A 25,454-nucleotide genomic window follows, 5' to 3' on the forward strand; every position below is an offset into this window, starting at 1 on the left:
GCGGGCCCGGGATAGTTCGTCGGCCGGGGGGGGGTCTCGGTGGGGCGCCGGGCGGGGCGCCACTGGGGCGTCTCACCCGCGGGGTGCGCGGGGGGGGGGGGGGGGGGCCCCCCCCCCCCCCACCACCACCACCACGGCTCACCCGTCGCCACTGCCCCGGGGGGCCGCACGCCCCCGGCTCACCCCTTGCGCCGCCCGCGCCCGCCTCACCCGGGCGGGCCGCCCGCCCCCAAGCCCTCCCTGAACCGGGTGAACTGCTCCTCCGGGTCCCCCGTGTACGCCCACGGCACCCACGCCGCCCGCGTGCCGAGCATCCCGAGCACCTCGCGCGCCACCTCCACCTGGCCGGCGTAGCAGGCCGCGTGTGCCAGGTAGTTGAGGTCCGGCACCTCCTCCGGGGCGACCGCGGCGTCCGGCTCACGGCCGCCGATCCAGCGGTCGTGGGTACGGCGCAGCTCGTCCACCGCCAGTTCGTGCTTCCAGTGCTGGTCGAAACCGCGCACCGGGCCCCGCCCCAGCGCCCCGTCCGCGATGTAGCGGTACTCCTCCACCCGCGCCACCTGCACCAGGATCGGCAGGGGCGAGCCGGGCGGCGCCACGCCCGCCGCGTCCCGCGCGAAGTCGTACATCGCCCCGTGCGTGCCGTGCCAGCGCGCCGACAGGTACCGCATGACCTGCGCGTGGCCCTCGGTGTTGTACGGGTCGCGGTGCCGCAACTCGTCGAACCACTGCCGCAGTTGGCGGCGGGTCACGCCGCCCTCGTACAGCCGCGCCACCGAGAGCAGCGAGACCCAGGGCATCGGGTCCGTGGGCGCCGCCTCCGCCGCCCGCAGGCAGGCGTCGACCGTCGCGTCGACCCGCGCCCGGTCCACGACCGTGCCCCGGCCGGCCGCGATGGCCGTGTCGAAGATCCGTACGACCTCGGTCGCCGCCCGCAGCACCGCCGCGTCCGGACTGTGCGGCTCGGCAGCCCGCCACGCCTCCACCGCCGAACTGCCCGCCGCCGCGTGCGCGAGAAGCCGTATCCGGTGCGTCCGGCGCGCCCAGTCCCCGCCGGTCGCGCGCAGCAGATCCCGTACGCCCTGCCAGCGCCCGATGACGATGTCGTGCCGCGCCTCGGTGAGCGCGCGGTCGCCGAAGTCCGGGTCGAAGACGGGGGTGAAGCGCCCGGGACGCCCCGAGCGTGCCGATCGGCGGAAAGCGGCCATCCAGGTCCTCCCTCGGAAGTCAGCCCGGTGTCAGAAGTCCGTCGCCAGCGACTCGTCCGTCCGGCGCGCCCTCGACGTGCTCGGTGCGAAGGGTTCCGCCGCCGCCAGGGCGCGCGCCGCGTCGAGCCGCGCCGGGCGGTAGTACGCGCTGCCCCGGCGCCAGTACACGAGCATCGGGACCACGCCCACGAGCAGTCCGCCGAGACCCACGACGAGTGCGGTCGTGGAGAGTTCGCCGAGCGACTCGACGAACGCCCACAGCATGAACGCGGAGCCGAGGAGCGGCCAGGCGCCGCCGATGAGGAAGTTCCGTACGGACGTCAGCAGCATCCGCCGGTACGCGACGACGGCGGCGAGGCCCGCCAGGGCGTAGTAGAACGCGATCAGCAGGCCGATCGCGGAGACCGCGTCCCGCAGGATCCGGCTCATCGAACCGGCGGCCGCCGCCGCGCCGAACATCAGCAGCGCGGAGCCGCCGACGGTGGCGATGGCCACCCACGGGGTGTTCCAGCGCCGGTGCACGGTGCCGAGCGCCGCCGGCATCGTCCGGTCGCGACCCATCGCGAAGAGGGAGCGGGTCACCTGGATGAGGGTGGTCTCCAGGGTGGCGACCGTGGACAGCAGGACCGCCGCGACCAGCAGCTTTCCACCGACGCCTGGCCAGATCTCCTGGCCGAGCACGGCCAGTACGTTCGCGCCGCCGGAGGCGATCTGGTCCGAGGTCAGCAGCACGTTGACCGCGACCGTGAACGCCTCGAAGAGCAGGAAGACGACGCCGACGCCGACCAGCGCGGCGAGTCCGGCGGTGCGCCGGCTGTCTCGGGTCTCCTCGCTGAGGTTGCTGGTGACGTCCCAGCCCCAGTAGTAGAACGCGGCGATCAGCGCGCCGGAGGCGAAGCCGGCCGGGCCGTCGAAGTGGCCGAAGCCGAACCAGGACCAGTCGAAGGCGGTCGCGTGGCCCCGGTGCAGCAGGGCGGCCAGGATGAACGCGACGAGGATGAGCATCTCGACGCCCGACATGAGCAGTTGGGCCCGTACGGTGAGCCGCGCGCCGCCCAGGACGACGAGCAGCATCATCAGGAACCAGCCGGCTCCGACGGCGGCGGCGAGCGGGGTGTTGTCGGCGAGGCCGGGGTCGACGAGGGAGAGCGTGAGCGCGCCCGCGGGCAGCGATCCGGCGACCATGAACACGGTGGCGGAGACGACGAGTGCCCAGCCGGAGAGGAAGCCGAGGAAGGGGTGGAGGGTCCGGCCCACCCAGGAGTATCCGGCGCCCGCGTTGACGTCGATCCGGCCGAGGCGCGCGTAGGCGAGGACGATGCCGAGCATCGGTATCGCGCAGTAGAGCAGCGCCGCCGGACCCGCCAGGCCGACCGCGCCGAAGAGCACGGCCGTCGTCGCGGCCAGGGAGTAGGCGGGCGCACTGCCCGCGACTGCCATGACGACGGTGTCGAAGGTCCCGAGGACATTGGGCTGGAGCCCTCTGCCGGTGGTGGTGCGCATGGCGGATGTCCTTGGGTGGCACGGGAGCGGTGCAGGACGAATCGACCGTGCCGCCGAGTCAGTTGTTCGCCGGACCGCGCACGGATCAAGGTGAATCGAGCGCATCGTAGTCGCACCGGAGGATTCCGGTAACGGCGGCATGGAGGGTTCTGCTCGGTGACCGCCGGTAAGGGCATCCGTGCGCCCTCAGAGGGGTGTTTGGCCGGGTCGGGGGCGGGGAGAGGGGCTCACTCCACCGCCGTCGGGCGGGGTGTCGCGATCGCGCGGGCGGCGGTCACCTCCTGGCGCAGCGGGGCGAGCACCCCCTCCTCGTCGCCGGTCAGTTCGGCCCGTACCTCCACCAGCACGTCCGTGCCGCGCAGCCCGTCCGCGAGCTCGCGCAACTGGTGCTCCACGGCCGTGACTTCGGCTGGTTCGGGCGGTGGCGCGCCGTGGTTGACGCGGACCCGGGCGGCGGTCGTCGCGTCGACGATCCGTTCCACGGCGACGACCAGAGGCCACCAGGCGGAGGCGACGGTGCCGGTCGGCGGCGGTTCGGTCAGGGCGCGCTGGAACTCGGTGCGTACGGCCGACAGGTCGCGGTACAGCTTCCGTCGGGCCCGCAGTCGGGCGCCCGGGTCCTCCTCGGCGGGCGCGCAGAACGCCAGCGCCAGATAGGCGGCCGAGTCGGCGACGGAGTCCGCGAGCCGGTCGCCGATCCGGCTGTGCCAGGACTCCGGCCAGAGCAGATAGCCGGCGACCAGCGCGATCCCGCAGCCGATGAGGGAGTCGTAGAGCCGGGGCAGCACCAGGTCGAAGCCCTGCCGGTTGAGGAGGTCGGAGAGGAGCAGGATGACCGGGGTGATCGCCGCGGTCTGGAAGGCGTACCCCTTCGCGGAGAAGGCGGGGATCAGGGCGGCGAGCACGATCATCACCGGCACGTCCCACCAGCCGCGCGGCACCTCGGCGAGCACGAGCGCGGCCGTGACCAGGCCGACCGCCGTGCCGAAGGCGCGCAGTACCGCCCGGGAGAAGACGGAGCCGAAGTCGGGCTTCAGCACGAACGTGACGGTGAGGGCGACCCAGTACGAGCGGGGTACGTCGATCAGCGAGACCAGTGCCTGGGCGAGGCCGATGCAGAGGGCGAGCCGCAGCCCGTACCGCCAGGAGGCCTCGGAGAGCAGGACGCCGCGCACGACGCGCCGGGCCCGTACGCGCAGGGCGGCGGGGCGGCCGAGGCGGTCGTCGATGTTGAAGGGGTTGGGTTCCGCCTCGTGGACGACGGTCGCCGCGTGGCGCAGGGCGTGCTCGACGGCCTTCTCGGAGGGGCGCACGGCGGGCGGGAGGTCCAGGTCGGGGGTGTCGGTGCGGCCCTGCTCGATCGCGTCGGCGAGGGCGCGGACGGCGGCGGGGACCGCGGGCGCCAGGGGGCGGTGGAAGCGGAGGGCGGCGACGTGGGCGGCCGGGGCGGCCTCGACGAGCGGGATGACGGCGTTGAGCTGGGCGAGCAGGCGCACGAGGATCGGCGCCCGGCCGTGTTCGCGGGCGCGGCGGGCGAGGACGAGGTCGTACGACTGGTTGAGGGAGGTGGTGACGGCCTGGCGCCGTTCCTCGTACGCGGCGGTCGTGCCGGTGGCTTCGAGCACGTCGGCGACGGCCCGGTAGGTGCCGGCGACGGCGGTCCGCTCGGGGACGCCGCCGCGCAGCGGCCAGCCGAGCAGGGTCAGGACGAGGACGAAGGCGCCGCCGAGGGTCAGCAGCAGGGGTGGCTTCCACCAGGGGTCGGGCATCGGCAGCCCGACGCCGACGACCGCGTTGAGGAGCAGCAGCAGGCCGGACACGGAGGCGACGGCGCCGATCGAGGAGATCATCCCGGAGACCAGCGCGATCAGGGTGAGCACGACGACCGCGAGCCATCCGTCGCCGTACACGAGGCTGCCGAGGGTGACGCCGAGGGCGCCGAAGAGCTGGGGGACGGCGATGTTGTAGAACCGCATCCGGTACGCGTCGGCGGTGTCGCCGATGACCCCGGAGAGGGCGCCCATGGAGACCAGGGCTCCGTAGACGGGCTGGTCGACGGCCAGCCCGACGGCGAGCGGTGTGGACAGCGCGACGGAGGCACGGGCGACGGCGGCCCAGGGGATCGGCGCGGACGCGGGCCGTAGCCCGGCCGTGAGCCAGGCGGGCGGGGTGAGGCGGGTGGGGCGTGCCATGGGCCTACGGTACGTGGCGTGGGTGGGTTCGCCCCGGTTTCAGTTGCGGTAGCCCTCCACCTCTGCCGCCGGGCGGACGGCCGCCGTGTCCGGGTCCTCGCCGAACTCGGCCTTCGCGCGACGCTGGCGCAACAGGTCCCAGCACTGGTCCAGTTGCACCTCCAGCTCGGCGAGCCGGGTCAGCTCCTCCGGGAGGAGCCCGCCCATCCGCTGCCGGAGAGCCCGTTCCTCCTCGACGAGGCCGCCGATGTTCTCCAGGATCTGCTCGTCGTCGTGCATGTGGTCCATGTCTTCCAGCGTGGCCGATCAGCGGCCCGCGTGCAGGTCGAGGTCGGTCAGGACCGCCCGGTGGTCCGAGCCCGACAGGTCGAGGAAGCGGACCGCGCGCACCCGGAAGTCGTCGCTGACCAGCACATGGTCGATCTGGACGTACGGCGGCAGGGCTGGCTCGCGCGGCCAGGTCGGGATCCGGGCCGCGCCCGCGAGGCGGGCCGCGTCGTGCAGCCGGCCCGCGTCGAGGACGGCACGGAAGGCGGCGTGGTCCTGGGAGGCGTTGAAGTCGCCGGCCAGCAGCACCGGCCCGCCCGCGCGGTGCGCCGCGCCGGCGAACTCCGCCACCCGCCCCAGCTCGCGCCGCCACGCGTCGACCTGGCGCGGGATCGGCGGCAGCGGGTGCGCGAGGCGGACGTCGACGCTCCGGCCGCCGATCCGGGCGGCGGCGCCGGGCATCCCCATCGCGGCCGGGATCGGGGGCCGCGCGGTCAGCGGGTACGCGCTGAGGATCACCGAGCCCGTCGACCCCTCGCCGTCCACCGCCGCTCGGTGCGGGAGGCTCGTGCCCAGCGCGCCGGTGAGGGTGCGGACGCAGGCGCGGTCGCACTCGGAGACGTACACCAGCTGCGGCCGCTCCCGGCGCACCGCCCCGATCAGCGCGTCCGTCGCCTCGCCGAACTCCACGTTCGACGCGAGCACCCGGAGCCGCTCGACGACCGGGCCGCGCGCGGTCGTGGCGCCCGGCCCGTACGGCAGCGTGAACCAGGCCGTGGTCAGGGCGACGACCACCGCCCAGGCGGCCGGCAGGCGTCGCCCCGCGCGCAGGGCGAGCAGCACCGCGAGCGCGGCCGGGACCGTGAGCCAGGGGAGGAACGACAGCGCCTGCGGTACGGGGGTGAACGCGTCGGTGTCGAGGAGCCGACAGCCGGTGACCACGGTCGGGACGGCCATGAGCAGACCGGCGGCCCAGGCGGCGAGGAGCCGCCCGGGCCGGGGGGTCGTCGGGCCCGGTTCGGGCACGGACGACGGCTGAGCTGCCAGGAGTTGCTCCACTTCGTCAGTGTCGCAGCGCCCGGGCGCCCTCGGCCGTCCTCGTGCCCGACGGGGTGCGGGTGCGGGTCACACCGCGCCGGGACCGCGCGTTCCGGTACCGGGCGCGCCGGGTCCCTGGGTGCCCGTGCCGGGCGTACCCGTACCGGGCGTTCCCGTTCCCGTGCCGGGCGTTCCCGTGCCGGGCGTTCCCGTGCCGGGCGTTCCCGTACCCGTTCCGGGCGTGCCCGGCGTGCCCGGCCCGCGCGGGGCCTTGGGGTCGGGGTACGCGCCCTTGCCGAGGTCGTCGTCCGTGGCCAGGGCCCAGATCACGAAGATCGAGATGGCCATGGAGAACAGCGCCCACCACGGGTGGTACGGCAGGAAGAGGAACTGGGCGATCGTGTTCAGCGCGGCCAGCGTGATACCGGCGGCCCTGCCCCACTCGGAGCCCTTGAGGATTCCGTAGCCGGAGATGGCGACGACGATGCCGAGGATCAGGTGGATCCAGCCCCAGCTCGTCAGGTCGAACTTGAAGACATAGTCGCCGACGCGCGTGTAGACGTCGTCCTCGGCGATGGCGGCGATGCCCTGAAGGATGTCCATGATGCCGATGACCAGCATCAGCACACCGGCGAAGAGGGTGCCGCCGGACGACCAGGCTGCGCCCGAACCGGTGTTCTGCCTGCGGGGAGGTGCGGTGTTCTGGCTCATGGGCTCATCGTGCGGGGGTTGGTTCGCCACCGACCGCCCAGCTGGTCCGAACGAGTGACGCCCGCCCCTCAGAGCGCGCGCAGGAACGCGGCGAGCGCCGTGTCGAACTCCTCCGGACGCTCCAGGTTCGGCATGTGCGCGGCCCGCTCGACGACGACGAGCGTGGAGTCGGGCAGCGCCGCGTGCATCGCCTCCGCGTCCGCCACCGGCGTGTACGCGTCGTCGCGGCCGACCACGACCAGCGCCGGTACGGAGACGGTGGCGAGCAGCGCGCGGTAGTCGGGCCGCTCGGCGCGGCCGCGCAGCGCCGCCGCCGCGCCCTCCGGGTCGGTGGCGAGCATCATCCGGTGCACGTGCGGCGCGGCGTGCGTGTTGTACGGGGCGACCATCCGGTCCAGGACCTCGTCGGCGTAGCCCCGCATGCCCTCGCGCACCAGCCGCTCGGCCATCGCGTACCGCCCGGCCCTGCCCTCCTCCGTCTCGGCGGCGGGGAAGGTGTCGGCGAGCAGCAGACCGCGGATCCGGTGCGGGAAGAGGCGGTAGCACTCCATGACGATCTGGCCGCCCATGGAGAGGCCGCCGAGGACGAACTCCTCGATGCCGAGGTGGTCGAGGAGTGCGGCGAGGTCGCAGGCGAACGCGGCGAGCGGGGTGGTGCCGGGGACGACGGTGGTGGCGCCGTAGCCGCGCAGGTCGGGGGCGACGACCCGGTGCGTGGCGGCGAAGCGGTCGATCTGGTGGCGCCACATCGAACGGTCGAAGGGATGGCCGTGGACCAGGACGAGCGCGGGGCCCGCGCCCTTGTCCTCGTAGCCGATCGTGAGTCCGTCGATCTCTGCGGAAGGCATGGTCGGAGGCTAGGCAGCGGCTCCGGCTCGGTGCAATGGGATCCTATGCTCTCGGTGCAATGTCGCCGGAGTGCGTGGGGGCGTGCGGGGCGGCCGGATGGTCGTGCGGGTGGCGTGCCGGCGGGGCGCACGCCGAGGTGGCCGCGGGAGGGTGTCGCGTGGAGGAGTACCGGCGGATCGCCGATCTGATCGCGCGGCGGATCGCGGACGGGCGGCTGCGCCCCGGCGACCGGCTGCCCCCGCAGCGCGTGCTCGCGCGCCGCCACCGGATCGCCGACTCCACCGCGATCCGGGTGTACGGAGAGCTGGCGCGGCGCGGTCTCGTCGTCGGCGAGGTGGGACGCGGGACGTTCGTACGGGCGGCTCCGCCGCCACCGGGCGCCGCGCTCGCGCTCGCCGAGGCGACCGGGCAGGCGCCGGTCGACCTCCAGCTCAACTACCCGGTGTCGCGGGGCCAGTCGGAGCTGATGGGGCGGGCGCTCGCGGCGCTCGCCCGCGCCGACGTCCTGGGCGCGGAGACGAGCCGCCCCGCGGCGGCCACGGGCACCCCGCAGGCGCGGGCCGCCGCGGCGAAGGTGCTGGCACGGCCGGGCTGGGAGCCCGACGAGGACCTGGTGCTCTTCGCGGGCAACGCCCGCCAGGCCATCGCGGCGGCGCTCTCCGCGCTCGTCCCGCCGGGAGGCGCGATGGGCGTCGAGGCACTGACGTATCCGCTGGTCAAGACGGTGGCGGAGCGGCTCGGGGTGCGGCTCGTGCCGATCGGGCTCGACGGGGAGGGGATGCGCCCCGACGCGCTGGCGGCGGCCCGTCGCACGAGCCCGCTCGCGGCCGTGTACGTCCAGCCGACGCTGCACAACCCGCTCTCCCTGACGGCGAGTCCGGGGCGGCGGGCCGAACTGGCGGGCGTGCTGCGGGAGTCGGGTCTGACCGCGATCGAGGACACCACCTGGGCGTTCCTCGTCCCGGACGCCCCGGCGCCGCTCGCCGCGCACGCCCCGGAGCGGGTGGTGCTCGTGGACAGCCTCTCCAAGCGCCTCGCGCCCGGCCTCACCGTCGGCCATCTCGTCGCCCCGGACGCCCGGCTCGCGGACGACCTCGCGCGGGCGCTGCGCTCCGGCGCGTGGACGGCGGGCGGGCTCGCGCTGGCGGCGGCGACCCGGTGGGCGGCGGACGGCACGGTCGACGCGCTCGTGACGGCGAAGCGCGCGGACGCGGCGGCCCGGCAGGCGCTGGTGCTGCGCCACCTGGGCGCGTACCGGATCCGTACCGCCCCGCACGCGTACTCCTGCTGGTGGGAGCTGCCGGCGCCCTGGCGCGCGGAGACCTTCGTGGCCGCGGCGGCGGAACGCGGCATCGCGCTGACCCCGGGCCCGGCGTTCGCGGTGGACGGGCGCGGCGCGGGGGCCGGGGCGGGTCGCGGCGCCGGGCGTGGGGCGGCGGCCGGGGCGGGGCGTGGGGCGGGGCGCGGGCTCGCGCGGGGCGCGGCGGACGCGGTCCGCGTGGGGCTGGCGTCACCCCCGCTCCCGGTCCTGGCGGGCGCGCTGGCCCGGCTGGCCGAGCTGGCGGAACAGGGGCCGGACGGCGGGGGGTTGCCCCGATGATCCTGGACATCTAATATCCAGGATATGAGGATGAACGAGGGCGTCGAGTGGGCCTTGCACAGCTGCCTCAACCTGGCCTGGATCGGGTCGGAGCGGGCGGTGACGGCGGCGCGCCTCGCCGCCTACCACGAGCTGCCCGCGGCCTACCTCAACAAGCAGCTCCAGGCGCTCACCCGGGCCGGGATCCTCACCTCCGCCTCCGGCCCCAAGGGCGGCTTCCGGCTGGCGCGACCGCTGGACCGGATCACCCTGATGGACGTCGTCACGGCGATCGAGGGCCCGGAGGAGGCGTTCCGCTGCGGCGAGATCCGTCGGCAGGGGCCGGGCGCGGGCCCGGCCGACGGGTACGCGGCGGAGTGCGCGATCGCGGGCGCGATGGGCGCGGCGGAGCTGGCCTGGCGACGGGAGCTGGCGGCCCGGACGCTGGACGGCGTCCGAGAGCAGGCGGAGCGCCAGGCGCCGTCGGCCCCGGACCGTATCCGCCGCTGGTTCGCCAACGTCTGAGTCGACGACGTCCGGGCCGATGTCCGAGCCGGCGTCCGCATGCCGACCTCCGGGCCGAATTGGACACACACACGTCTTCAGGGGGTGATTCTGGATGTTAGATATCCAGGTAAGGGAGGGTGGCGGTCGCCGTACGCGTTCCGGCCGGTTGGGGGTCGGCGCGGTCACGCTCGGCATCTTCACCGTGATGACGGCGGAGCTGCTGCCCGTCGGCCTGCTCACGCCGGTCGCCGCCGACCTCGGGGTATCCACCGGTACGGCGGGCCTGACGGTCACCGTCCCCGGCCTCGTCGCCGCGGTCTCGGCCCCGCTGATCGCCACCCGGGCGGCCGGCGCCGACCGGCGGACCGTCCTGGTCCTGCTGATGGCCCTGGTCGCCGCCGCCAACCTCGGGACCGCCCTCGCGAACCACATGGCCGCCGTCCTGGGCGCCCGGGCCCTGCTCGGGGTCGCCATCGGCGGCTTCTGGGCGCTCGCGGGCGGCCTGGCGCCCCGGTTGGTCCCGGCCGCCGGTGTGGGCCGGGCCACCGCGGTGATCTTCGGCGGGGTCTCGGCCGCCGCCGTGCTCGGCGTACCGGCGGCCACGGTGGCGGCGGAACGGGCGGGCTGGAGAGGGGCGTTCGCCGCGGTGGGGGTGATGGCGGTGCTGGCGACGGGCGCCCTGGCGGCCCTGCTGCCCGCCCTGCCGGGCGCGGCGGGAGGGCCGGGACGGGGTGGCGGGGTCGCGACACTGCTGCGCCTGCCGCGTCGCGACGCACGCGTTCGCGTCGGCCTGCTCCTCACCCTCCTCCTCGTGACCGGGCACTTCCTCGCGTACTCCTTCGTGCGGCCCGTCCTCACCGAACACGCCCACGTGCCCGAGCGGTTCGTCGGCCTGCTCCTCCTCGGCCACGGGATCGCGGGCGTCGCCGGGAACTTCCTGGCGGGCCCCCGGGCCGCCCGCTCCCCGCTCCGTACCCTCGCCGCCCTCGGCGCCGGGCTCGCCGTCGCGCTCACCGCCCTCGCCCTCGCGGGCGGCGCGCCCCCGGCCGGCGCGGCCCTGCTGATCCTGTGGGGGCTCGCGTACGGCGGGGTCTCCGTCGGCCTCCAGTCCTTCTTCATGGCCGTCGCCGCGCCCGAGGACGTGGAGACCGCGACCGGCCTCTACGTCAGCGTCTTCTGCCTCTCCATCGCGCTCGGCGCTCTCCTCGGCGGGCTCGTCACCGACGCGACCACGTTCACCGTGGTGCTCGCCACGGGCGCCGCGCTCACCCTGGCCGCCTGCCTGACGGCCGCACTCTCCGGAAGGAACCCCACCTCATGACCACCGACCAGCCCACCACGGACCAGCCCACCGCCGGCCACCAGCCCACCACCGGCCACCAGCCCGCCGACCAGCGCACCCTCACCAACCCGGCCGCCCTCCACGACCCCGCGCCCTTCGGCTACAGCCACGCCGCCTCCGCGCCCGGCGAACTCGTCTTCATCGGCGGCCAGTACGCCTCCGACAGGACCGGCGCCCCCGTCCCCGGCGACTTCGCCGCCCAGGTCGAGCTGGCCTTCACGCATCTCCGGCTCGCCCTCGAAGGCGTCGGGCTCGGCTTCGAGCACGTCGTCCGCCTCGGCTCGTACATCGTCGACCACGACCTCGCCAAGCTGGAGGTGCTGGGCAAGGCGCTGCACGGCGCCTTCGGCGAGCGGCTGCCCGCGCAGACGCTCAGCGGCGTCGCCGCCCTGGCGCTGCCCGGGATGCTCTTCGAGATCGACGCGGTCGCCGTACGGCCCGCCCCGGCGAGCTGACCCGTCCGGTACGGGGGTCGGGGCCCGGCCCCCGTCCCGTCGGGTTGCGGGGGCGGGGGCTCCGGGTGTGCCCTTGAGGGTGAAGGTGGTGGTGAGGGGGCGAGAGCGAAGGAGCGCCTGCGATGGCCACACACGCAGCGACACCGACCCGACGGCACATCCACACCCACGGCTGGGGGCTGCCGGTGACCCTGGGCCTCGCCTACGGCATCTACGCGGCCGCCGTCCAGCGCTCCGGAGGCGTCATCACCTGGGGCCAGGTCGTCCTCGGCCTGGTCGCCGGCGTGGTCCTCGCCGGCGCGGTGTACGCGGTGCGGCAGTTCGGGCACGTCCTGCCGCGCGAGCTGCACGCGGCGGCCTGGGCGGCGCTCGCCGGCTGCGCGGTCGGCTTCCTGTTCAGCCTCTCCGACGCGAGCATCCTGTCCGGGGTGATCCTGGGCCTGGTGGTGGCGGCGGGCACGCTCGTCACCGCGTTCTACCTGCTGTACACGCACGAGCCGGCCCCGCCCGCGCGGGCCAGGCCCGCGGCGCCCGCCCGCCGCGCGTCCCAGCCGCCGGTGCCCCCGGCCTCACACCGCCCGTCCCCGCCCACGACCTCGCTGTAGACGCCCGCGGCGACCGTCGCCGCTGGAGACGTCTGCCCCGCCCGCACAGCCCGCCCCGCCCCGAGCGGGGTGGGCTGTGGCGTGGGCCCCCGCGCCTCCCGGTAGCTGCCGTCCCCCGCCCCTGCGTACAGGCGTTCCCCCTGGCATCCCGGCCGCCTTCGTCGGAGACTGGTGGGAAGCGCTCGCACCCGGCAGCCGGGAGGACCACGCATGACCGACCTCGCCATCGAGACCGAGGGCCTGGTCAAGGTCTTCGGCACGAACCGGGCCGTCGACGGCATCGACCTCCGGGTCCCCGCCGGGACGGTCTACGGCGTCCTCGGCCCCAACGGCGCCGGCAAGACCACGGCCGTCAAGATGCTCGCGACCCTGCTGCGCCCCGACAGCGGCCGGGCGCACGTCTTCGGCAAGGACGTCGTCAAGGACGCCGACGCCGTGCGCGGCCGGGTCAGCCTCACCGGGCAGTACGCCTCCGTGGACGAGGACCTCACCGGTACGGAGAACCTCGTCCTGCTCGCCCGCCTCCTCGGCCACAGCCGCGCCGACGCCCGCGGCCGCTCCGCGCAGCTGCTCGAGGCGTTCGGCCTCGCCGAGGCCGCCGACAAGCAGGTCAAGAACTACTCGGGCGGCATGCGGCGCCGTATCGACATCGCCGCGTCCATCCTCAACACGCCCGACCTGCTCTTCCTCGACGAACCGACGACCGGGCTCGACCCGCGCAGCCGCAACCAGGTCTGGGACATCGTCCGCGCGGTCGTCGCCCAGGGCACCACGGTCCTGCTCACCACCCAGTACCTGGACGAGGCGGACCAGCTGGCCTCCCGTATCGCCGTCATCGACCACGGCAAGGTGATCGCGGAGGGGACGAAGGGCGAGCTGAAGGCGTCCGTGGGCTCGGGCTCGGTGCACGTACGACTTCGGGAGGCCGAGCAGCGCCCGGAGGCCGAGCGGGTGCTCCGGGAGGCCCTGAAGGCCCCGGTCCAGCTCGACCCGGACCCGGTCGCGCTCACCGTCACCGTCGACGGCCACGGGTCGGACCTCGGCGCCGCCGAGCAGGCCGCCCGGGCGCTGGCGGAGCTGACGCGGGCCGGCATCACGGTCGACAACTTCGGGCTCGGCCAGCCCAGCCTCGACGAGGTGTTCCTGGCGCTGACGGACAGGAAAGGAACGGCGGCATGACCACCGTCACCACCGGCAAGGACACGCAGACCACCGACAGCCTCGACTTCGTCGCCCCGAAGGCGGACGAGCTCGCGGCGCTGCTCGTGGGGCAGTCCCGGCCGCCACGCCCGAGCGCGCTCTCCGCGTCGCTGACCTTCGGCTGGCGCGCCATGCTGAAGATCAAGCACGTGCCGGAGCAGCTGTTCGACGTGACGGCGTTCCCGATCATGCTGGTGCTGATGTACACGTACCTCTTCGGAGGCGCGCTGGCCGGGTCGATCTCGGCGTACATCCAGTTCCTGCTGCCGGGCATCCTCGTGATGAGCGTCGTGATGATCACGATGTACACGGGCGTCTCGGTCAACACCGACATCGAGAAGGGCGTCTTCGACCGCTTCCGTACGCTGCCGATCTGGCGGCCCGCGCCGATGGTCGGCTATCTCCTGGGCGACGTGGTGCGGTATGTGATCGCCTCGGTGGTCATGCTCACCGTCGGCATGCTGATCGGCTTCCGGCCGGACGGCGGGGTGGTCGGCGTCCTGCTCGGGGTCGCGCTGCTCGTGGTGTTCGCGTTCTCGTTCTCGTGGATCTGGACCATGTTCGGGCTGATGCTGCGCAGCGAGAAGTCCGTCATGGGCGTCAGCATGATGGTGATCTTCCCGCTGACGTTCCTGTCCAACGTGTTCGTCGACCCGAAGACCATGCCGGGTTGGCTGCAGGCCTTCGTGAACAACAGCCCGGTGACGCATCTGGCGACGGCGGTAAGGGAGTTGATGGCCGGGAACTGGCCGGCGGCGGACATCGCGTGGTCGCTGGCGTGGTCGGCGCTGTTCGTGGTGGTCTTCGGCGCGATCACGATGCGGCTCTACAACCGCAAGTGACGGGTGGTGCGGGCGGGGTTCTCCGACCGCACCCGCTCACTTCCCCCGTGGCTCACTTCCCCCGTGGCTCATTTCCCTTGTGGCTCACTTGCCCCGTGGCGTCGTCTGCTGGACCGCCCAGCGGTTGCCGTCCGGGTCGGCGAAGTAGACGAAGGAGCCCCACGGCTGGTCGTCGATCTCGCTGACCTCGACGCCCCGCCGGGTGAGGTCGGCGTGCGCCTCCTCGATGTCCGTGACGACGACCTGCATGTTGTCCAGGGAGCCCGGGGCCATCTCCGTGATGCCCTTGCCGAAGGCGATCGAGCAGGCCGAGCCCGGCGGGGTCATCTGGACGAAGCGGATGTCGTCGCTGACCGGGATGTCGTGGTCGGCGTGGAACCCCACCTGCTCGTAGAAGGCCTTGGCCCGGTCGATGTCGGTGACGGGCACGCCGATCAGTTCCAGCTTGATGTCCATGAGGGCATCATGCGCCCGCCGGGCTCCCCCCGCACGGCAAACGCGGGGGCGGCCCCGGCCTCACTCGCCCCGGACGACGACCACCGGACACGGCGCGTGCTGGGCCATGTTGGCGGAGACGGAGCCCAGGACCGCCGCCCTGAAACCCGCGTGCCCCACGGTCGCCGACGACCAGCGGGGACGCTAATCCAGGCGGAGGTCGGCGAGCTGCCGTTCGAAGGGCACGACCTCGTCCTCGTCCGTCGCGCCCGCGGGGCCCCTGGCCGCGACCAGGTCCGCGAACTCGTGCCCGGCCCGGGCTATGCGGGAGGGCAGTCCGTCGGTGTACTCGTCGCCGCCCGAACCCCAGTCCTCCGAGGCCGCGTAGACGGCCGTCGGGGCGACGAGCGCCCGCAGATAGGCGAAGAGCGGGCGCAGCGCGTGGTCGAGGACCAGGGAGTGCCGGGCGGTGCCGCCGGTCGCGCCGATGAGCACCGGCCTGCCGGTCAGCGCGGCCGGGTCGATCAGGTCGAAGAAGGACTTGAACAGACCGCTGTACGAGGCGGTGAAGACGGGCGTCACCGCGATCAGCCCGTCGGCGCCGGTCACCGCGTCGATCGCCTCCTGGAGCCGGCCGGAGGGGAAGCCCGTCACGAGGTTGTTCGCGATGTCGACGGCGAGGTCGCGCAGCTCGACCACCCGGACCTCGACGACGTACTCCTGCTCCGTCAGGCGCGACCGGGCCGCCGTGGCGAGGCGGTCGGCGAGCAGCCGGGTGGAGGAGGGCGCGCTGAGCCCGGCGGACACGGCGACCAGCTTCAGGGTCTGCATGACGCTCAGGCCTCCTGGTTCTCGGTGGTGGTGCGGGTGACGGCGGGGTGGAGCGGGGCGGTCTCCGGGACACCGGCGGGCCGCAGGTTGGCGAACTCCTTGCGCAGGACCGGCACGACCTCCTCGCCGAGGAGGTCGAGCTGCTCCAGGACGGTCTTCAGGGGCAGGCCGGCGTGGTCGACCAGGAAGAGCTGGCGCTGGTAGTCGCCGACGTAGTCCCGGAAGGACAGGGTGCGCTCGATGACCTCCTGCGGGGAGCCGACGGTCAGCGGGGTCTCGCGGCTGAACTCCTCCAGGGAGGGGCCGTGGCCGTAGACCGGCGCGTTGTCGAAGTACGGGCGGAACTCCCGTACGGCGTCCTGGGAGTTCTTGCGCATGAAGATCTGGCCGCCGAGACCGACGATGGCCTGCTCGGGCGTGCCGTGGCCGTAGTGCGCGTACCGCTGGCGGTAGAGGCGGACCATCTTCTCGGTGTGCTGCTTGGGCCAGAAGATGTGGTTCGCGAAGAAGCCGTCGCCGTAGTACGCGGCCTGCTCGGCGATCTCGGGGGAGCGGATGGAGCCGTGCCAGACGAACGGCGGGACGCCGTCCAGCGGGCGGGGCGTGGAGGTGAAGCCCTGGAGGGCGCTGCGGAACTTCCCCTCCCAGTCGACCACGTCCTCCCTCCACAGCCTGTGGAGGAGCGCGTAGTTCTCGATGGCGAGCGGGATGCCCTGGCGGATGTCCTGACCGAACCACGGGTAGACCGGGCCGGTGTTGCCGCGCCCCATCATCAGGTCCACGCGGCCGTCGGCGAGGTGCTGGAGGGTCGCGTAGTCCTCGGCGATCTTCACCGGGTCGTTGGTGGTGATCAGCGTCGTGGAGGTGGAGAGGGTCAGCTTCTCCGTCCGCGCGGCGATGTGCCCGAGGAGCGTGGTCGGGGAGGAGGGGACGAACGGCGGGTTGTGGTGCTCGCCGGTCGCGAAGACGTCGAGCCCGACCTCCTCCGCCTTGAGCGCGATGGCGACGGTGTTCTTGATCCGCTCGTGCTCGCTCTGGGCGCGGCCGGTCGTGGGGTCGGTCGTCACGTCACCGACGGTGAAGATCCCGAACTGCATCGTGCTCACCTCTCGCCTTCTCGCCGGGGGCGGCTGCCCCTCCTGCTGTTGGTTGAATCGTAAACTATCTTCGCCAACGGCGCGACCCCCTCTCCTATTCCACGGCCGTGCGGAAGGGGCCGGAAGGCGCTCCCGTAGAGTTCGGCGACGTGAGCTCCGTTCCCCCTGCCCCTCCCCTCGCACGGCCCGCACGCGGTGCGATATCGGTCGTCGGGATCGGCGCGGACGGCTGGGACGGCCTGCCCGCCCGCTCCCGTCGCGTCCTGCGCGCCGCCGACGTCCTGATCGGCGGCCCCCGCCAGCTCGACCTGCTGCCCGCCGCCGACTGCCCCGGTGAACGCGTCGCCTGGCCCTCGCCGCTGCGGCCCGCCGTCCCCGGCCTCCTCGCCGCCCACGAGGGCCGCGCCGTCGCCGTCCTCGCCAGCGGCGACCCGACGTTCTACGGGATCGGGCGCACGCTCGCCGAGACCGTGGGCGCGGAGCGCCTGCACGTCCTGCCGCACCCCTCCTCCGTCTCGTACGCCTGCGCCCGCCTGGGCTGGGCCCTGGAGGCCGTGGAGACGGTCTCGCTGGTGGGCCGGCCGCTCGCCTCGCTCACCGCCCGGCTACACGACGGGCGACGCCTGCTCGTCCTGAGCGCCGACGGCTCGACGCCGGCCGAGGTCGCCGGCCTGCTGCGGGCCAAGGGCTTCGCTGGGAGCCGGATGCGGGTCCTGGAGCAGCTCGGCTCGGACCGCGAGCGGATCGTGGACGGCTCGGCGGAGGCCTGGCCGACCGGGCCCGCCGACCCCCTGAACGTGATCGCCCTCGACCTCGTCCGCTCCCCCGACGCGCTGCGGCTCGGCGCCGTACCCGGCCTTCCGGACGAGGTGTACGCGCACGACGGCCAGCTCACCAAGCGGTACGTCCGCGCCGCGACGCTCGCCGCACTCGCGCCCGCGCCGGGCGAACTGCTCTGGGACATCGGCGGCGGCTCGGGCTCGATCGGCATCGAGTGGATGCGCACCGACCGCTCCTGCCGGGCCGTCGCCGTCGAGAAGGACCCCGAGCGGGCCGGGCGCATCGCGCGGAACGCCGACGCCCTCGGCGTCCCCGCGCTCCGGGTCGTCACCGCCGCCGCGCCCGCCGGCCTCGCCGGCCTCCCGACCCCCGACGCGGTCTTCATCGGCGGCGGGCTGACCGCCCCCGGCCTGCTCGACGCCTGCTGGGACGCGCTGCCGGCGGGCGGCCGTCTGGTCGCCAACACCGTGACCCTGGAGTCCGAGGCACTGCTCGCGCGCCGGTACGGCGAGCACGGCGGGGAGCTCGTGCGGCTCGCCGTCGCCCAGGCCGTCCCGGTGGGCGGCTTCACCGGCTGGCGGCAGGCGATGCCGGTGACCCAGTGGTCCGTAACGAAAGCGGGAGTTGGAGCATGACCGTCTACTTCATCGGCGCGGGCCCCGGCGCGGCCGACCTGATCACCCTGCGGGGTGCCCGCACCCTGGCCGCCTGCGGGGTCTGCCTGTACGCGGGCTCCCTGGTGCCGCGCGAGTTGCTCGCCGAGTGCCCGCCCGACGCGCGCCTGGTGGACACGGCCGACCTGGACCTGGACCGGATCGTCGCCGAGATCGTCCGCGCCCACGAGGCCGGGCAGGACGTGGCGCGGCTGCACTCCGGAGACCCGGCCGTCTTCAGCGCCGTCGCGGAGCAGATGCGCCGGCTCGACGCGCTGGACATCCCGTACGAGGTGGTGCCGGGCGTCCCGGCGTTCGCGGCGGCGGCCGCCGCGCTGAAGCGCGAGCTGACCGTGCCGACGGTCGGCCAGACCGTGATCCTCACCCGCGTCGCCCAGCAGGCCACCCCGATGCCGGAGGGCGAGGACCTGGCGACCCTGGGCCGCAGCGGCGCGCTGATCGTCCTGCACCTGGCGGCCCGGTACGTCGACCGGGTCGTCGCCGAGCTGGAGCCGCACTACGGCGCGGACTGCCCGGCGGCCGTGGTGGCGATGGCCAGCCGCCCGGACGAGGTCGTGCTGCGGGGCACCCTGGCGGACATCGCGGAGCAGACGAAGGCGGCGGGCATCACGAAGACGGCGGTGATCCTGGTCGGCCGGACCCTGGCGGCCTCACAGTTCCGCGACAGCCACCTGTACGACCCGGCGCGCGACCGCCACGTCTGCTGAGCGGGGGCGGGTTGCCGGCGTCGTCTGCTGAGCGGGGGCGGGTTGCGGCGTCGTCTGCTGAGCGGGACGGGACGCCGACCTCGGGGCACGGGCGGAGGCCGGGCCCCTCGGGACCCGGCCTCCGCCACTCGTCACGGTCAGGCGTTGGGACGCTTGCCGTGGTTCGCCTTCTTCTTCTTGCGGGCCCGCTTCTTGTTGCCGCGCTTGGCCATGGGACTCCCTCTCGACGGGGGTACTGACCCGACCCAGGCTAGGTTCGCGGGGTGCGGTCCGCACCCGGTACGGGGAAACGCCGGGGGTGGTGTTCCGGGCGCGGGGTTTACCGACGCGCCTGCGACGACCGTCCGACGACCGCCCCCGCCCGGTCGATGCAGACCACGTCGACGGTGACCGGGGCGCCGCGCAGTACCGTCAGGGCCTCGTCGCGGGCGCGGGCGGCGACCAGGTCGCCGAGCGGGACGCCGGCCGCCTCGCAGAGGCGGAGGGCGGCCAGGCCCGTGTTCGCCTCCGCGATCTCCACGGCCAGCGCCTCGGACGCGCCGCCCGTGCGGGCCAGCTCCGCGAGGAAGACCTTGTCGACCTGGGAGCGGGCCGAGTGGAGGTCCAAATGGCCCGCCGCGAGCTTGGACAGCTTGGCGAAGCCGCCGCAGACCGTGAGCCGGTCGACCGGGTGGCGGCGGACGTACTTGAGGACGGCGCCCGCGAAGTCGCCCATGTCGAGCAGGGCGATCTCGGGGAGGTCGTAGAGCGTCGTCACCGTCCGCTCCGAGGTGGAGCCGGTGCAGCCCGCGACGTGGCGGAGCCCGGCCGCGCGGGCCACGTCCACGCCCCGGCGGATCGAGTCGATCCACGCCGAGCAGGAGTACGGCACGACGACACCGGTCGTCCCCAGGATCGACAGGCCGCCCAGGATCCCGATGCGCGGGTTCCAGGTGGAGCGGGCGATCTCCTCGCCGTGGTCGACGGAGACCGTGATCTCCACGTCGCCGCTGCCGCCGTGCGCCGCCGCGACCTCCGCCACGTGCTCGCGCATCATCCGGCGCGGGACCGGGTTGATCGCCGGCTCGCCGACCTCCAGGGGCAGGCCGGGCAGCGTGACCGTACCGACGCCGGGACCGGCGCGGAAGACGACGCCGGAGCCGGCCGGGAGGATCCGTACCGTCGAGCGGATCAGCGCGCCGTGCGTGACGTCCGGGTCGTCGCCGGCGTCCTTGACGACGGCCGCCATCGCCGCGTCACCGGTCAGCCTCTCGGCCGCGAGCGCGAACGCGGGCCGGGCCCCCTTCGGCAGCGTGATCGACACGGGGTCCGGGAAGTCGCCGGTGAGCAGCGCGGTGTACGCGGCCGTGGTCGCCGCCGTCGCGCACGCACCGGTCGTCCAGCCGGGCCGCAGACCGGTGTGCTTGAGTTGGGCCTCGCGCCCGCCGCCCGCACTCATGAAGGGACTCCCATGGCTCCCGTGCACGTACTCATTCTCGGCGGGACCACGGAGGCCCGCGCGCTCGCCGAGATTCTCCACGGCTCCGTACGGGTCACCAGCTCGCTCGCCGGGCGGGTCGCCGCGCCCCGGCTGCCCGCCGGGGAGGTCCGGATCGGCGGGTTCGGCGGTGTCGAGGGGCTCGTGGAGTGGGTGCGCGCGCACTGCGTGGACGCGGTCATCGACGCCACCCACCCCTTCGCGGAGACGATCAGCTTCAACGCGGCCCGGGCGGCCGCCACCGCCCATGTTCCCCTGTTGGCGCTGCGCCGCCCCGGCTGGGTACCGGCGCCCGGCGACGACTGGCACCCGGTCGGCTCCCTGGCGGAGGCGGCGACCGCCCTGACCGGGCTCGGACGGGGGCACCGTGCCGGCGGAGGTCCTGGGGGGAGGGTGTTCCTGACGACCGGGCGGATGGGGCTCGCGGCCTTCGCGGACTGCCCGCAGTGGTTCCTCGTACGGTCCGTGGACGCGCCCGAGCCCCCGATGCCCGCCCGCACCGAAGTCCTCCTGGACCGGGGCCCGTTCACCCTGGCCGGAGAGCGGGAGCTGCTCGCGCGCCACCGCATCGACGTCCTCGTCACCAAGGACAGCGGCGGCGCCGCGACCGCCCCGAAACTCACGGCGGCCCGGGAGGCGGGCATCCCGGTCGTCGTGATCCGCCGCCCACCCGTCCCGGCCGGCGCCCCGGTCGCGACGACGGTCGAGGAGGCGGCGGCGTGGGTGGTGTCCGCCTGTCCCGACGGGGGAGCCGCACGGGTCGGTGGCAGCGGCCGACGCCCCGACGACGGATCCGGGGAAGCCTTCGCATAGGTCGATCGCGGACCTCGCGACCCGCGTGGGTCGGGTCCGACACGCACGAACATCTCGCGTCAGAATAAGGCCGCTGTCCAGGCCTGCCTCGGCACCTGGCGCGGCCGGGTCACCCGGCGAGGCTGTCGCGTGCGTACTCGCGAAGCTCTGCGATCGGGCGCTCGGATCTCCCGTCCAGGCGGCTGATGAATGCCGAGACGAGGTCGACGCAGCGGGCCGCTCCTGAACCGAGGGCGGTGTCGAGGGCGGCGCGGGCATCGGCGGCAGCAGCCGGGGCGTCGCACCTGCGGAGTGCGCCTTCGGCCCGGTACGTCAGGAAGACTGCCTTGGTGCGAGCGCGGCGTGGATCGAGCTCGCCCAGTCCGGCATCGATCGCGGCGCCGGCGAGCGCCGGATCACCGAGGTCCAGCCAGCACCGCCCCGCGTCGGCGTTGACGTCCGCCACCGACATCCAGGAGACCACGGAGGGTGTCGACTGTAGGCGCACCCGCTCCAGTTCGGCCTCCGCCGAGGCCAGCGCGCGCTGGGCGCTGGAACGGTCCTGGAGCACCGCGCAGGCGCGGGCGCGGCGCACATCAAGCAGGGACAGGGCGGCCGGTGCACGGGTCCGGGAGCGGGCGTGTTCCAGGATGCGGACCGCATCGGCGGGCCGGGAGAGCCAGGTGGCCTGATAGGCGAGGTCGGACAGCGCGACCGCGGCCAGATCCCGGTCACCGGCCTGGTGGGCGGCGTGGACAGCGGCCTGCCAGTGCCGTTGGGCATCGGCGTGCCGGTCGGCGTCGAAACGCAGCCAGCCCGCCACGTGCGCGAGGTCCGCGGCCACCGCGTGCAGACGCCGCCCCGCTTCCGGGGCATAACGGTCCTGGGCGATGAGATCGACCGTCGTGTGCAGGTGGGCGTCGATGAGGGAGCCGACGTGCGAGTGCGGCCCGGAGGACATCGCTCGCAGCTCGGCAGAGCGCCGCTCGAGCCATTCCAGCAGTTCGGTGTCGACGCCCTGTTTCCCGCCGAGCGCCTGGCCGAGGTGGCGCGGCTCAATACGGGCCCAGTCGGCGGCGAGATCGATGAGGCTGCTGCTGCTCATTACCAGAAAGGATCGTCGGTCCATACGGGTGACCTGCACCTCTCTCAGCGCGGCCCGACTTCCCGACGGGCTCAACACGGCGGGTTGTTCGAAGGCGGGCAACCAGTCAGGCCACCTGAGCCGCTCGGTCACGCCGTCGGGAACGTCGAGAAGGCATGCCAGCAGGGACTGGCTCTCCTCGTTGGGTGTGGTGCCGTTCTCCCAGCGCCAGACGCGGTTGCGATCGATGCCGCTGCGCAGGCCGCGCGCTTGGGCCTGGGCGCGCAGGAGACGGGCGAGGTCGGCCATGGACCAGTGACGCTGTCGGCGCAGATGCGCCAGCGGATGCCGGTCCAGCTCCATGCCGCCCCCCGGTGTCGGTGCCCATGCCTTCCCTTCCACCATGCCTCAACCGGTCGCTCTGCGTGCCCAGTTCGCCTGGGTCGGGCACACACCGGACACACAGCCGTCCCCTGGGACGCCTGCGCCGCCGGTGCTCTCCTGGGCAGTGCCATGCCGTGCAACTCCTGCACGGAGCTGTCGAGAAGGGCTGTCCTGCGTGAACACTATGAATCGCTTCGCTGATCTGTCCGGTGCCACCGTGACGGTGACTGGCGGGTTCGGGCTCGTCGGCAGCCGCATCGTGCACAAGCTCCGAGCCGTCGGGGCACATCCGCTCGCCGTGGGCCGGCTGGACGCCTACGGATCCTCCACCTGCTCGTCCGTGTTCAACGTCTCTCCCAGAGACCGAGATGTGATCGCGGGTGACATCACCGACGCCGCGCTGATGGACGACGTGATCTCGCACAGCGATTTCGTCATTCACGCCGCGGCCCTGGCCGATGTCGCCGAATGCACCCGCAACCCGGCATCGGCGCTTCGGGCCAACATCGACGGCACCCAGACCGTTCTGGATGCCGCGGTCCGGCACTCCAGCACCCTGAAGCGGCTTGTCTTCGTCTCCTCGGCCAGCGTCTACGGCCTTGGCACAGCTGCCGGGGGCGCCAGGGGCCGGTTCAGTGAGAGCGACCCGTCGAACCCCGGGTCGGTCTACGCCAACACCAAGGTGTGGGGTGAGCACCAGACCGCTCTGACCCTGGGCCGCGACATCGACTCGTACGCGATCGTGCGGTACTTCTCCGTCTATGGCGAGCCTCAGGTGGTCAAGGAGAACAGCCACAGCTGGGCGGTGGCGTGGTTCGCCATGCGGGCCGCGCTCGGTCTGCCGCTGCACCTCAACGGTGGTGGCCGTCAGATCCGCGACTTCATCCACGTCGACGATGTCGCGGATGCGACGCTACTGGCCGCCGTCACCGCGCACGCGCACCGCGCCACGGTCAACGTCGGCACCGGCCGAGCCACGTCCGTCCGCCAGGTCGCCGACCTGGTGCGCCGCCACTACCCCGGCGCCAGGATCACCGAAACACCACGGCCGCAGGGCGATCCGCTCGGCGGATGCGCCGACACGAGGATGATGCGGCAGCTGTTGGAATGGGAGCCGCAAGTGCGCGTCGAGGACGGCGTTCGGCGGTATACGGCCTGGCTGAGGAAGACCCCCGAGGCCATCCCGGCGTGGCTGTACGCCCAGGCCGGGGAGACAGCCGCGTGAGGCGTTCAGATCACCGGCGGGCGGCCCAGGCGGGCGAGGGTGAACACAGAGCGCCAGCGCATCGGACGACGGGGCCCACACGGCGTGCGCCAACCCTCGACGAACCCGCCGAACCATGCCCTGAGACCGGAGGGGCTGCGGGTGCGGACCACCGTGAGCGCCACCCACACCCCCAGATAGACCGGGACCAGTGCCATCGGCAGGTGCCGACGCGCCAGGTAGACCCGGTTGCGGGCGTTGACCTGATAGAAGAACGCGTGCCGGGCCGGGGATGTCGCAGGGTGTTGCAGCAACAACTGCGGCTCGTAGCGCACGTGCCAGTCGGCGTCGATCGCCCGCCATGCCATGTCGGTCTCCTCGTGCGCGAAGAAGAACGCCTCCGGCCAGTCGCCGATCTGAGCCAGCATCCTCGTGGACAGTACGTGCGCGCCCCCGAGGAACCCGGTCACCAGACCGCCGCGCATCGGGTCACCGGCCCGCAGCCTGGGCACGTGACGGCGCTGGGTCAGTCCGGTCTCGTCCGCGATGCGAAAGCCGACGACACCCAGCCTGTCGTCCGCCTCGAAGAGTGCCGCGATCGTGGCGAAGACGTCGTCGGCGACGAGGAGACCGTCGTCGTCCAGGTCCAGCACAAGGTCCATGTCCCGTAGGTGCTCCAAAGCCGCGTTGCGGCCGCCTGTCACCCCCAGGTTCTGCGCCAGCTGCACGGTCTGAACCCACGACGGCAGCTCCGGCAGTGCGCACCCGTTGGCGACCACGACGGTCCGCGCGGCCGGGGCCGTCTGCCGCTCGACGGACGCCAGCAGATCCGCCAGCTCCGTGGGCCGTGTGCCCATCGTCAGGATCGCCACGCCCAGCTTCACGCCCGCCCGCACCCCTCTGTCGTGTGTTGAAGGAAGCCATGCCCGAACTCACCCCGCAGCCACGTGCCAGCCTTCGAGAACTCGCCCAGGAGCGCCGACTGCCCGCCCACCAGCCGATGGACCACGTGACGCTGAGGTGGATCGAGAGCAACCGGCCGGCGAACTTCGACGCCGCGCCCAGCTTCCCACGGCCTGGTCAGATGCTCGTACCACCGGCATCCTGGTTCGCCCTTCCATCCCTGGCCGACACCAACCACGGCGTACGTCACAACGCCCGAGTCAGCCTGATCGCCGTGTTGCTCGCCGAGGAGTACGGCCTTGAAGGCGAGGACGTCGCGGCCGTGTGTGCCGCCGGGGCCGTCCACGACTGCCGGCGCCGCGATGACCGGGAGGACCCCGGACACGGGTGGCGCGCCGCTACCTGGTTCCTGCGTAACTCCGACGCCATCACCGGCGCACTCGACCGCCAGGTGTCGATGGCCGCGCTGTACCGGGCGGCGACGGCGATCGCTCTGCACGACGTGCCGTACGAGAGGTTCACCGGCCCGCAGCGGCGCGCCTACCGGGCTGCTCCGCACCTGGTGGACGTGCTCAAGGCAGCCGACTGCCTGGATCGCTACCGCCTGCCGCTCAGGCGGTGGTGGCCGGAGGTCTCCCGCCTGCGCCTCGCGCTGCCCGACTGGCTCCCAGCTGCCGCGTTCGCCCTCGTCGTGCGCAGCGAGCGGGCCCACCTCGAAGGCGCCACCCAAACCCTTGCACTCGTCACCGCCCGTCAGATGCTTACCCGCAGCCAGTAGAGGACCTGCC

General features: G+C 73.7%; 25 protein-coding genes and 2 pseudogenes. 12 read left to right on the forward strand and 15 right to left on the reverse strand.

Annotated elements, in window-relative coordinates; all coding sequences use genetic code 11:
- Positions 1-206: 206 nt before the first annotated feature.
- From ACIPPS_RS20580 to ACIPPS_RS20610, 7 genes and pseudogenes are all read right to left on the reverse strand, one after another.
- Positions 207-1,208, reverse strand: coding sequence for a hypothetical protein (locus ACIPPS_RS20580; protein WP_401433917.1), 1,002 nt, complete (start codon positions 1,206-1,208; stop codon positions 207-209).
- Between the two features lie 30 nt (positions 1,209-1,238).
- Complete coding sequence (locus tag ACIPPS_RS20585) at positions 1,239-2,711, reverse strand: APC family permease (RefSeq protein ID WP_401433919.1); 1,473 nt, start codon at positions 2,709-2,711, stop codon at positions 1,239-1,241.
- 227 nt (positions 2,712-2,938) lie between these two features.
- A complete protein-coding gene (locus ACIPPS_RS20590) occupies positions 2,939-4,903 on the reverse strand; it encodes an FUSC family protein (RefSeq protein WP_401433922.1) in 1,965 nt (654 codons plus the stop codon).
- 39 nt (positions 4,904-4,942) lie between these two features.
- Positions 4,943-5,191 (reverse strand): DUF2630 family protein, encoded by a 249-nt coding sequence (locus ACIPPS_RS20595; protein ID WP_401433925.1) that lies wholly within the window; start codon positions 5,189-5,191, stop codon positions 4,943-4,945.
- 18 nt (positions 5,192-5,209) lie between these two features.
- Positions 5,210-6,229: an endonuclease/exonuclease/phosphatase family protein gene (locus tag ACIPPS_RS20600; RefSeq protein ID WP_401433928.1), complete on the reverse strand. Its 1,020-nt coding sequence runs from the start codon at positions 6,227-6,229 to the stop codon at positions 5,210-5,212.
- A 285-nt stretch (positions 6,230-6,514) separates the two neighbouring features.
- Positions 6,515-6,919 (reverse strand): annotated as a pseudogene (locus ACIPPS_RS20605) (hypothetical protein); the annotation flags it as partial.
- A gap of 68 nt (positions 6,920-6,987) precedes the next feature.
- The gene (locus ACIPPS_RS20610) at positions 6,988-7,767 is read right to left on the reverse strand and encodes an alpha/beta fold hydrolase (RefSeq protein WP_401433931.1); all 780 of its coding nucleotides are present in this window, start codon (positions 7,765-7,767) and stop codon (positions 6,988-6,990) included.
- 158 nt (positions 7,768-7,925) lie between these two features.
- On the opposite strand from ACIPPS_RS20610, the gene ACIPPS_RS20615 reads away from it, so the two are divergent.
- The 7 genes from ACIPPS_RS20615 (at position 7,926) to ACIPPS_RS20645 (ending at position 14,298) form a co-directional block, all read left to right on the forward strand.
- The gene (locus tag ACIPPS_RS20615; protein ID WP_401433934.1) at positions 7,926-9,368 is read left to right on the forward strand and encodes a PLP-dependent aminotransferase family protein; all 1,443 of its coding nucleotides are present in this window, start codon (positions 7,926-7,928) and stop codon (positions 9,366-9,368) included.
- A gap of 30 nt (positions 9,369-9,398) precedes the next feature.
- Positions 9,399-9,872, forward strand: a complete 474-nt coding sequence (locus ACIPPS_RS20620; RefSeq protein WP_401434647.1) for an RrF2 family transcriptional regulator — start codon at positions 9,399-9,401, stop codon at positions 9,870-9,872.
- A 94-nt stretch (positions 9,873-9,966) separates the two neighbouring features.
- The gene (locus ACIPPS_RS20625) at positions 9,967-11,175 is read left to right on the forward strand and encodes an MFS transporter (protein ID WP_401433936.1); all 1,209 of its coding nucleotides are present in this window, start codon (positions 9,967-9,969) and stop codon (positions 11,173-11,175) included.
- Positions 11,172-11,651: a RidA family protein gene (locus tag ACIPPS_RS20630; protein ID WP_401433938.1), complete on the forward strand. Its 480-nt coding sequence runs from the start codon at positions 11,172-11,174 to the stop codon at positions 11,649-11,651. The genes ACIPPS_RS20625 and ACIPPS_RS20630 overlap by 4 nt, the downstream gene beginning before the upstream one ends.
- A 122-nt stretch (positions 11,652-11,773) precedes the next feature.
- Entirely contained in the window at positions 11,774-12,256 is a 483-nt protein-coding gene (locus ACIPPS_RS20635) for a hypothetical protein (protein WP_401433941.1), read from the forward strand.
- A gap of 210 nt (positions 12,257-12,466) precedes the next feature.
- Positions 12,467-13,435, forward strand: a complete 969-nt coding sequence (locus ACIPPS_RS20640) for an ATP-binding cassette domain-containing protein (protein WP_401433943.1) — start codon at positions 12,467-12,469, stop codon at positions 13,433-13,435.
- The gene (locus ACIPPS_RS20645; protein WP_401433946.1) at positions 13,432-14,298 is read left to right on the forward strand and encodes an ABC transporter permease; all 867 of its coding nucleotides are present in this window, start codon (positions 13,432-13,434) and stop codon (positions 14,296-14,298) included. The genes ACIPPS_RS20640 and ACIPPS_RS20645 overlap by 4 nt, the downstream gene beginning before the upstream one ends.
- Before the next feature lie 84 nt (positions 14,299-14,382).
- Here the strand turns inward: ACIPPS_RS20645 and ACIPPS_RS20650 are convergent, their stop codons facing one another.
- The 4 genes and pseudogenes from ACIPPS_RS20650 to ACIPPS_RS20665 all read right to left on the reverse strand — a co-directional run bounded on the left by ACIPPS_RS20650 (position 14,383) and on the right by ACIPPS_RS20665 (position 16,661).
- The gene (locus ACIPPS_RS20650; protein WP_401433948.1) at positions 14,383-14,754 is read right to left on the reverse strand and encodes a VOC family protein; all 372 of its coding nucleotides are present in this window, start codon (positions 14,752-14,754) and stop codon (positions 14,383-14,385) included.
- A gap of 60 nt (positions 14,755-14,814) precedes the next feature.
- Positions 14,815-14,910, reverse strand: a pseudogene (locus ACIPPS_RS20655) (universal stress protein); the annotation flags it as partial.
- 27 nt (positions 14,911-14,937) lie between these two features.
- Positions 14,938-15,564, reverse strand: coding sequence for an FMN reductase (locus ACIPPS_RS20660; RefSeq protein WP_401433951.1), 627 nt, complete (start codon positions 15,562-15,564; stop codon positions 14,938-14,940).
- Between the two features lie 5 nt (positions 15,565-15,569).
- Complete coding sequence (locus ACIPPS_RS20665) at positions 15,570-16,661, reverse strand: LLM class flavin-dependent oxidoreductase (RefSeq protein ID WP_401434649.1); 1,092 nt, start codon at positions 16,659-16,661, stop codon at positions 15,570-15,572.
- A gap of 149 nt (positions 16,662-16,810) precedes the next feature.
- On the opposite strand from ACIPPS_RS20665, the gene cbiE reads away from it, so the two are divergent.
- Together cbiE and cobM are read left to right on the forward strand one after the other, a co-directional pair.
- Complete coding sequence (cbiE, locus tag ACIPPS_RS20670; protein ID WP_401433954.1) at positions 16,811-18,076, forward strand: precorrin-6y C5,15-methyltransferase (decarboxylating) subunit CbiE; 1,266 nt, start codon at positions 16,811-16,813, stop codon at positions 18,074-18,076.
- Entirely contained in the window at positions 18,073-18,822 is a 750-nt protein-coding gene (gene cobM, locus ACIPPS_RS20675) for a precorrin-4 C(11)-methyltransferase (protein WP_401433957.1), read from the forward strand. Before cbiE ends, cobM begins: the two co-directional genes overlap by 4 nt.
- A gap of 137 nt (positions 18,823-18,959) precedes the next feature.
- On the opposite strand, the gene ACIPPS_RS20680 is transcribed toward cobM, so the two are convergent.
- Together ACIPPS_RS20680 and ACIPPS_RS20685 are read right to left on the reverse strand one after the other, a co-directional pair.
- Positions 18,960-19,034: a 50S ribosomal protein bL37 gene (locus tag ACIPPS_RS20680; RefSeq protein WP_099895366.1), complete on the reverse strand. Its 75-nt coding sequence runs from the start codon at positions 19,032-19,034 to the stop codon at positions 18,960-18,962.
- 107 nt (positions 19,035-19,141) lie between these two features.
- Positions 19,142-20,260, reverse strand: coding sequence for a cobalt-precorrin-5B (C(1))-methyltransferase (locus ACIPPS_RS20685; protein WP_401433960.1), 1,119 nt, complete (start codon positions 20,258-20,260; stop codon positions 19,142-19,144).
- A gap of 21 nt (positions 20,261-20,281) precedes the next feature.
- On the opposite strand from ACIPPS_RS20685, the gene ACIPPS_RS20690 reads away from it, so the two are divergent.
- Positions 20,282-21,112 carry a cobalt-precorrin-6A reductase gene (locus ACIPPS_RS20690; RefSeq protein WP_401433962.1) on the forward strand — a complete coding sequence of 277 codons (831 nt, stop codon included), beginning with the start codon at positions 20,282-20,284 and terminating at the stop codon, positions 21,110-21,112.
- 109 nt (positions 21,113-21,221) lie between these two features.
- Here the strand turns inward: ACIPPS_RS20690 and ACIPPS_RS20695 are convergent, their stop codons facing one another.
- Entirely contained in the window at positions 21,222-22,538 is a 1,317-nt protein-coding gene (locus ACIPPS_RS20695; protein ID WP_401433965.1) for a helix-turn-helix domain-containing protein, read from the reverse strand.
- Positions 22,539-22,743: 205 nt separating this feature from the next.
- On the opposite strand from ACIPPS_RS20695, the gene ACIPPS_RS20700 reads away from it, so the two are divergent.
- Positions 22,744-23,784, forward strand: coding sequence for an NAD-dependent epimerase/dehydratase family protein (locus tag ACIPPS_RS20700; protein ID WP_401434651.1), 1,041 nt, complete (start codon positions 22,744-22,746; stop codon positions 23,782-23,784).
- A gap of 5 nt (positions 23,785-23,789) precedes the next feature.
- Here ACIPPS_RS20700 and ACIPPS_RS20705 read toward each other — a convergent pair whose 3' ends face one another.
- A complete protein-coding gene (locus ACIPPS_RS20705) occupies positions 23,790-24,620 on the reverse strand; it encodes a glycosyltransferase family 2 protein (protein WP_401434653.1) in 831 nt (276 codons plus the stop codon).
- 65 nt (positions 24,621-24,685) lie between these two features.
- Here ACIPPS_RS20705 and ACIPPS_RS20710 point away from each other — a divergent pair, with 65 nt between their 5' ends.
- Positions 24,686-25,444: a hypothetical protein gene (locus ACIPPS_RS20710; protein WP_401433968.1), complete on the forward strand. Its 759-nt coding sequence runs from the start codon at positions 24,686-24,688 to the stop codon at positions 25,442-25,444.
- The last annotated feature ends 10 nt before the right edge of the window (positions 25,445-25,454 follow it).

Source organism: Streptomyces sp. NPDC090127 (genome assembly GCF_044746945.1).
Taxonomy (GTDB): domain Bacteria; phylum Actinomycetota; class Actinomycetes; order Streptomycetales; family Streptomycetaceae; genus Streptomyces.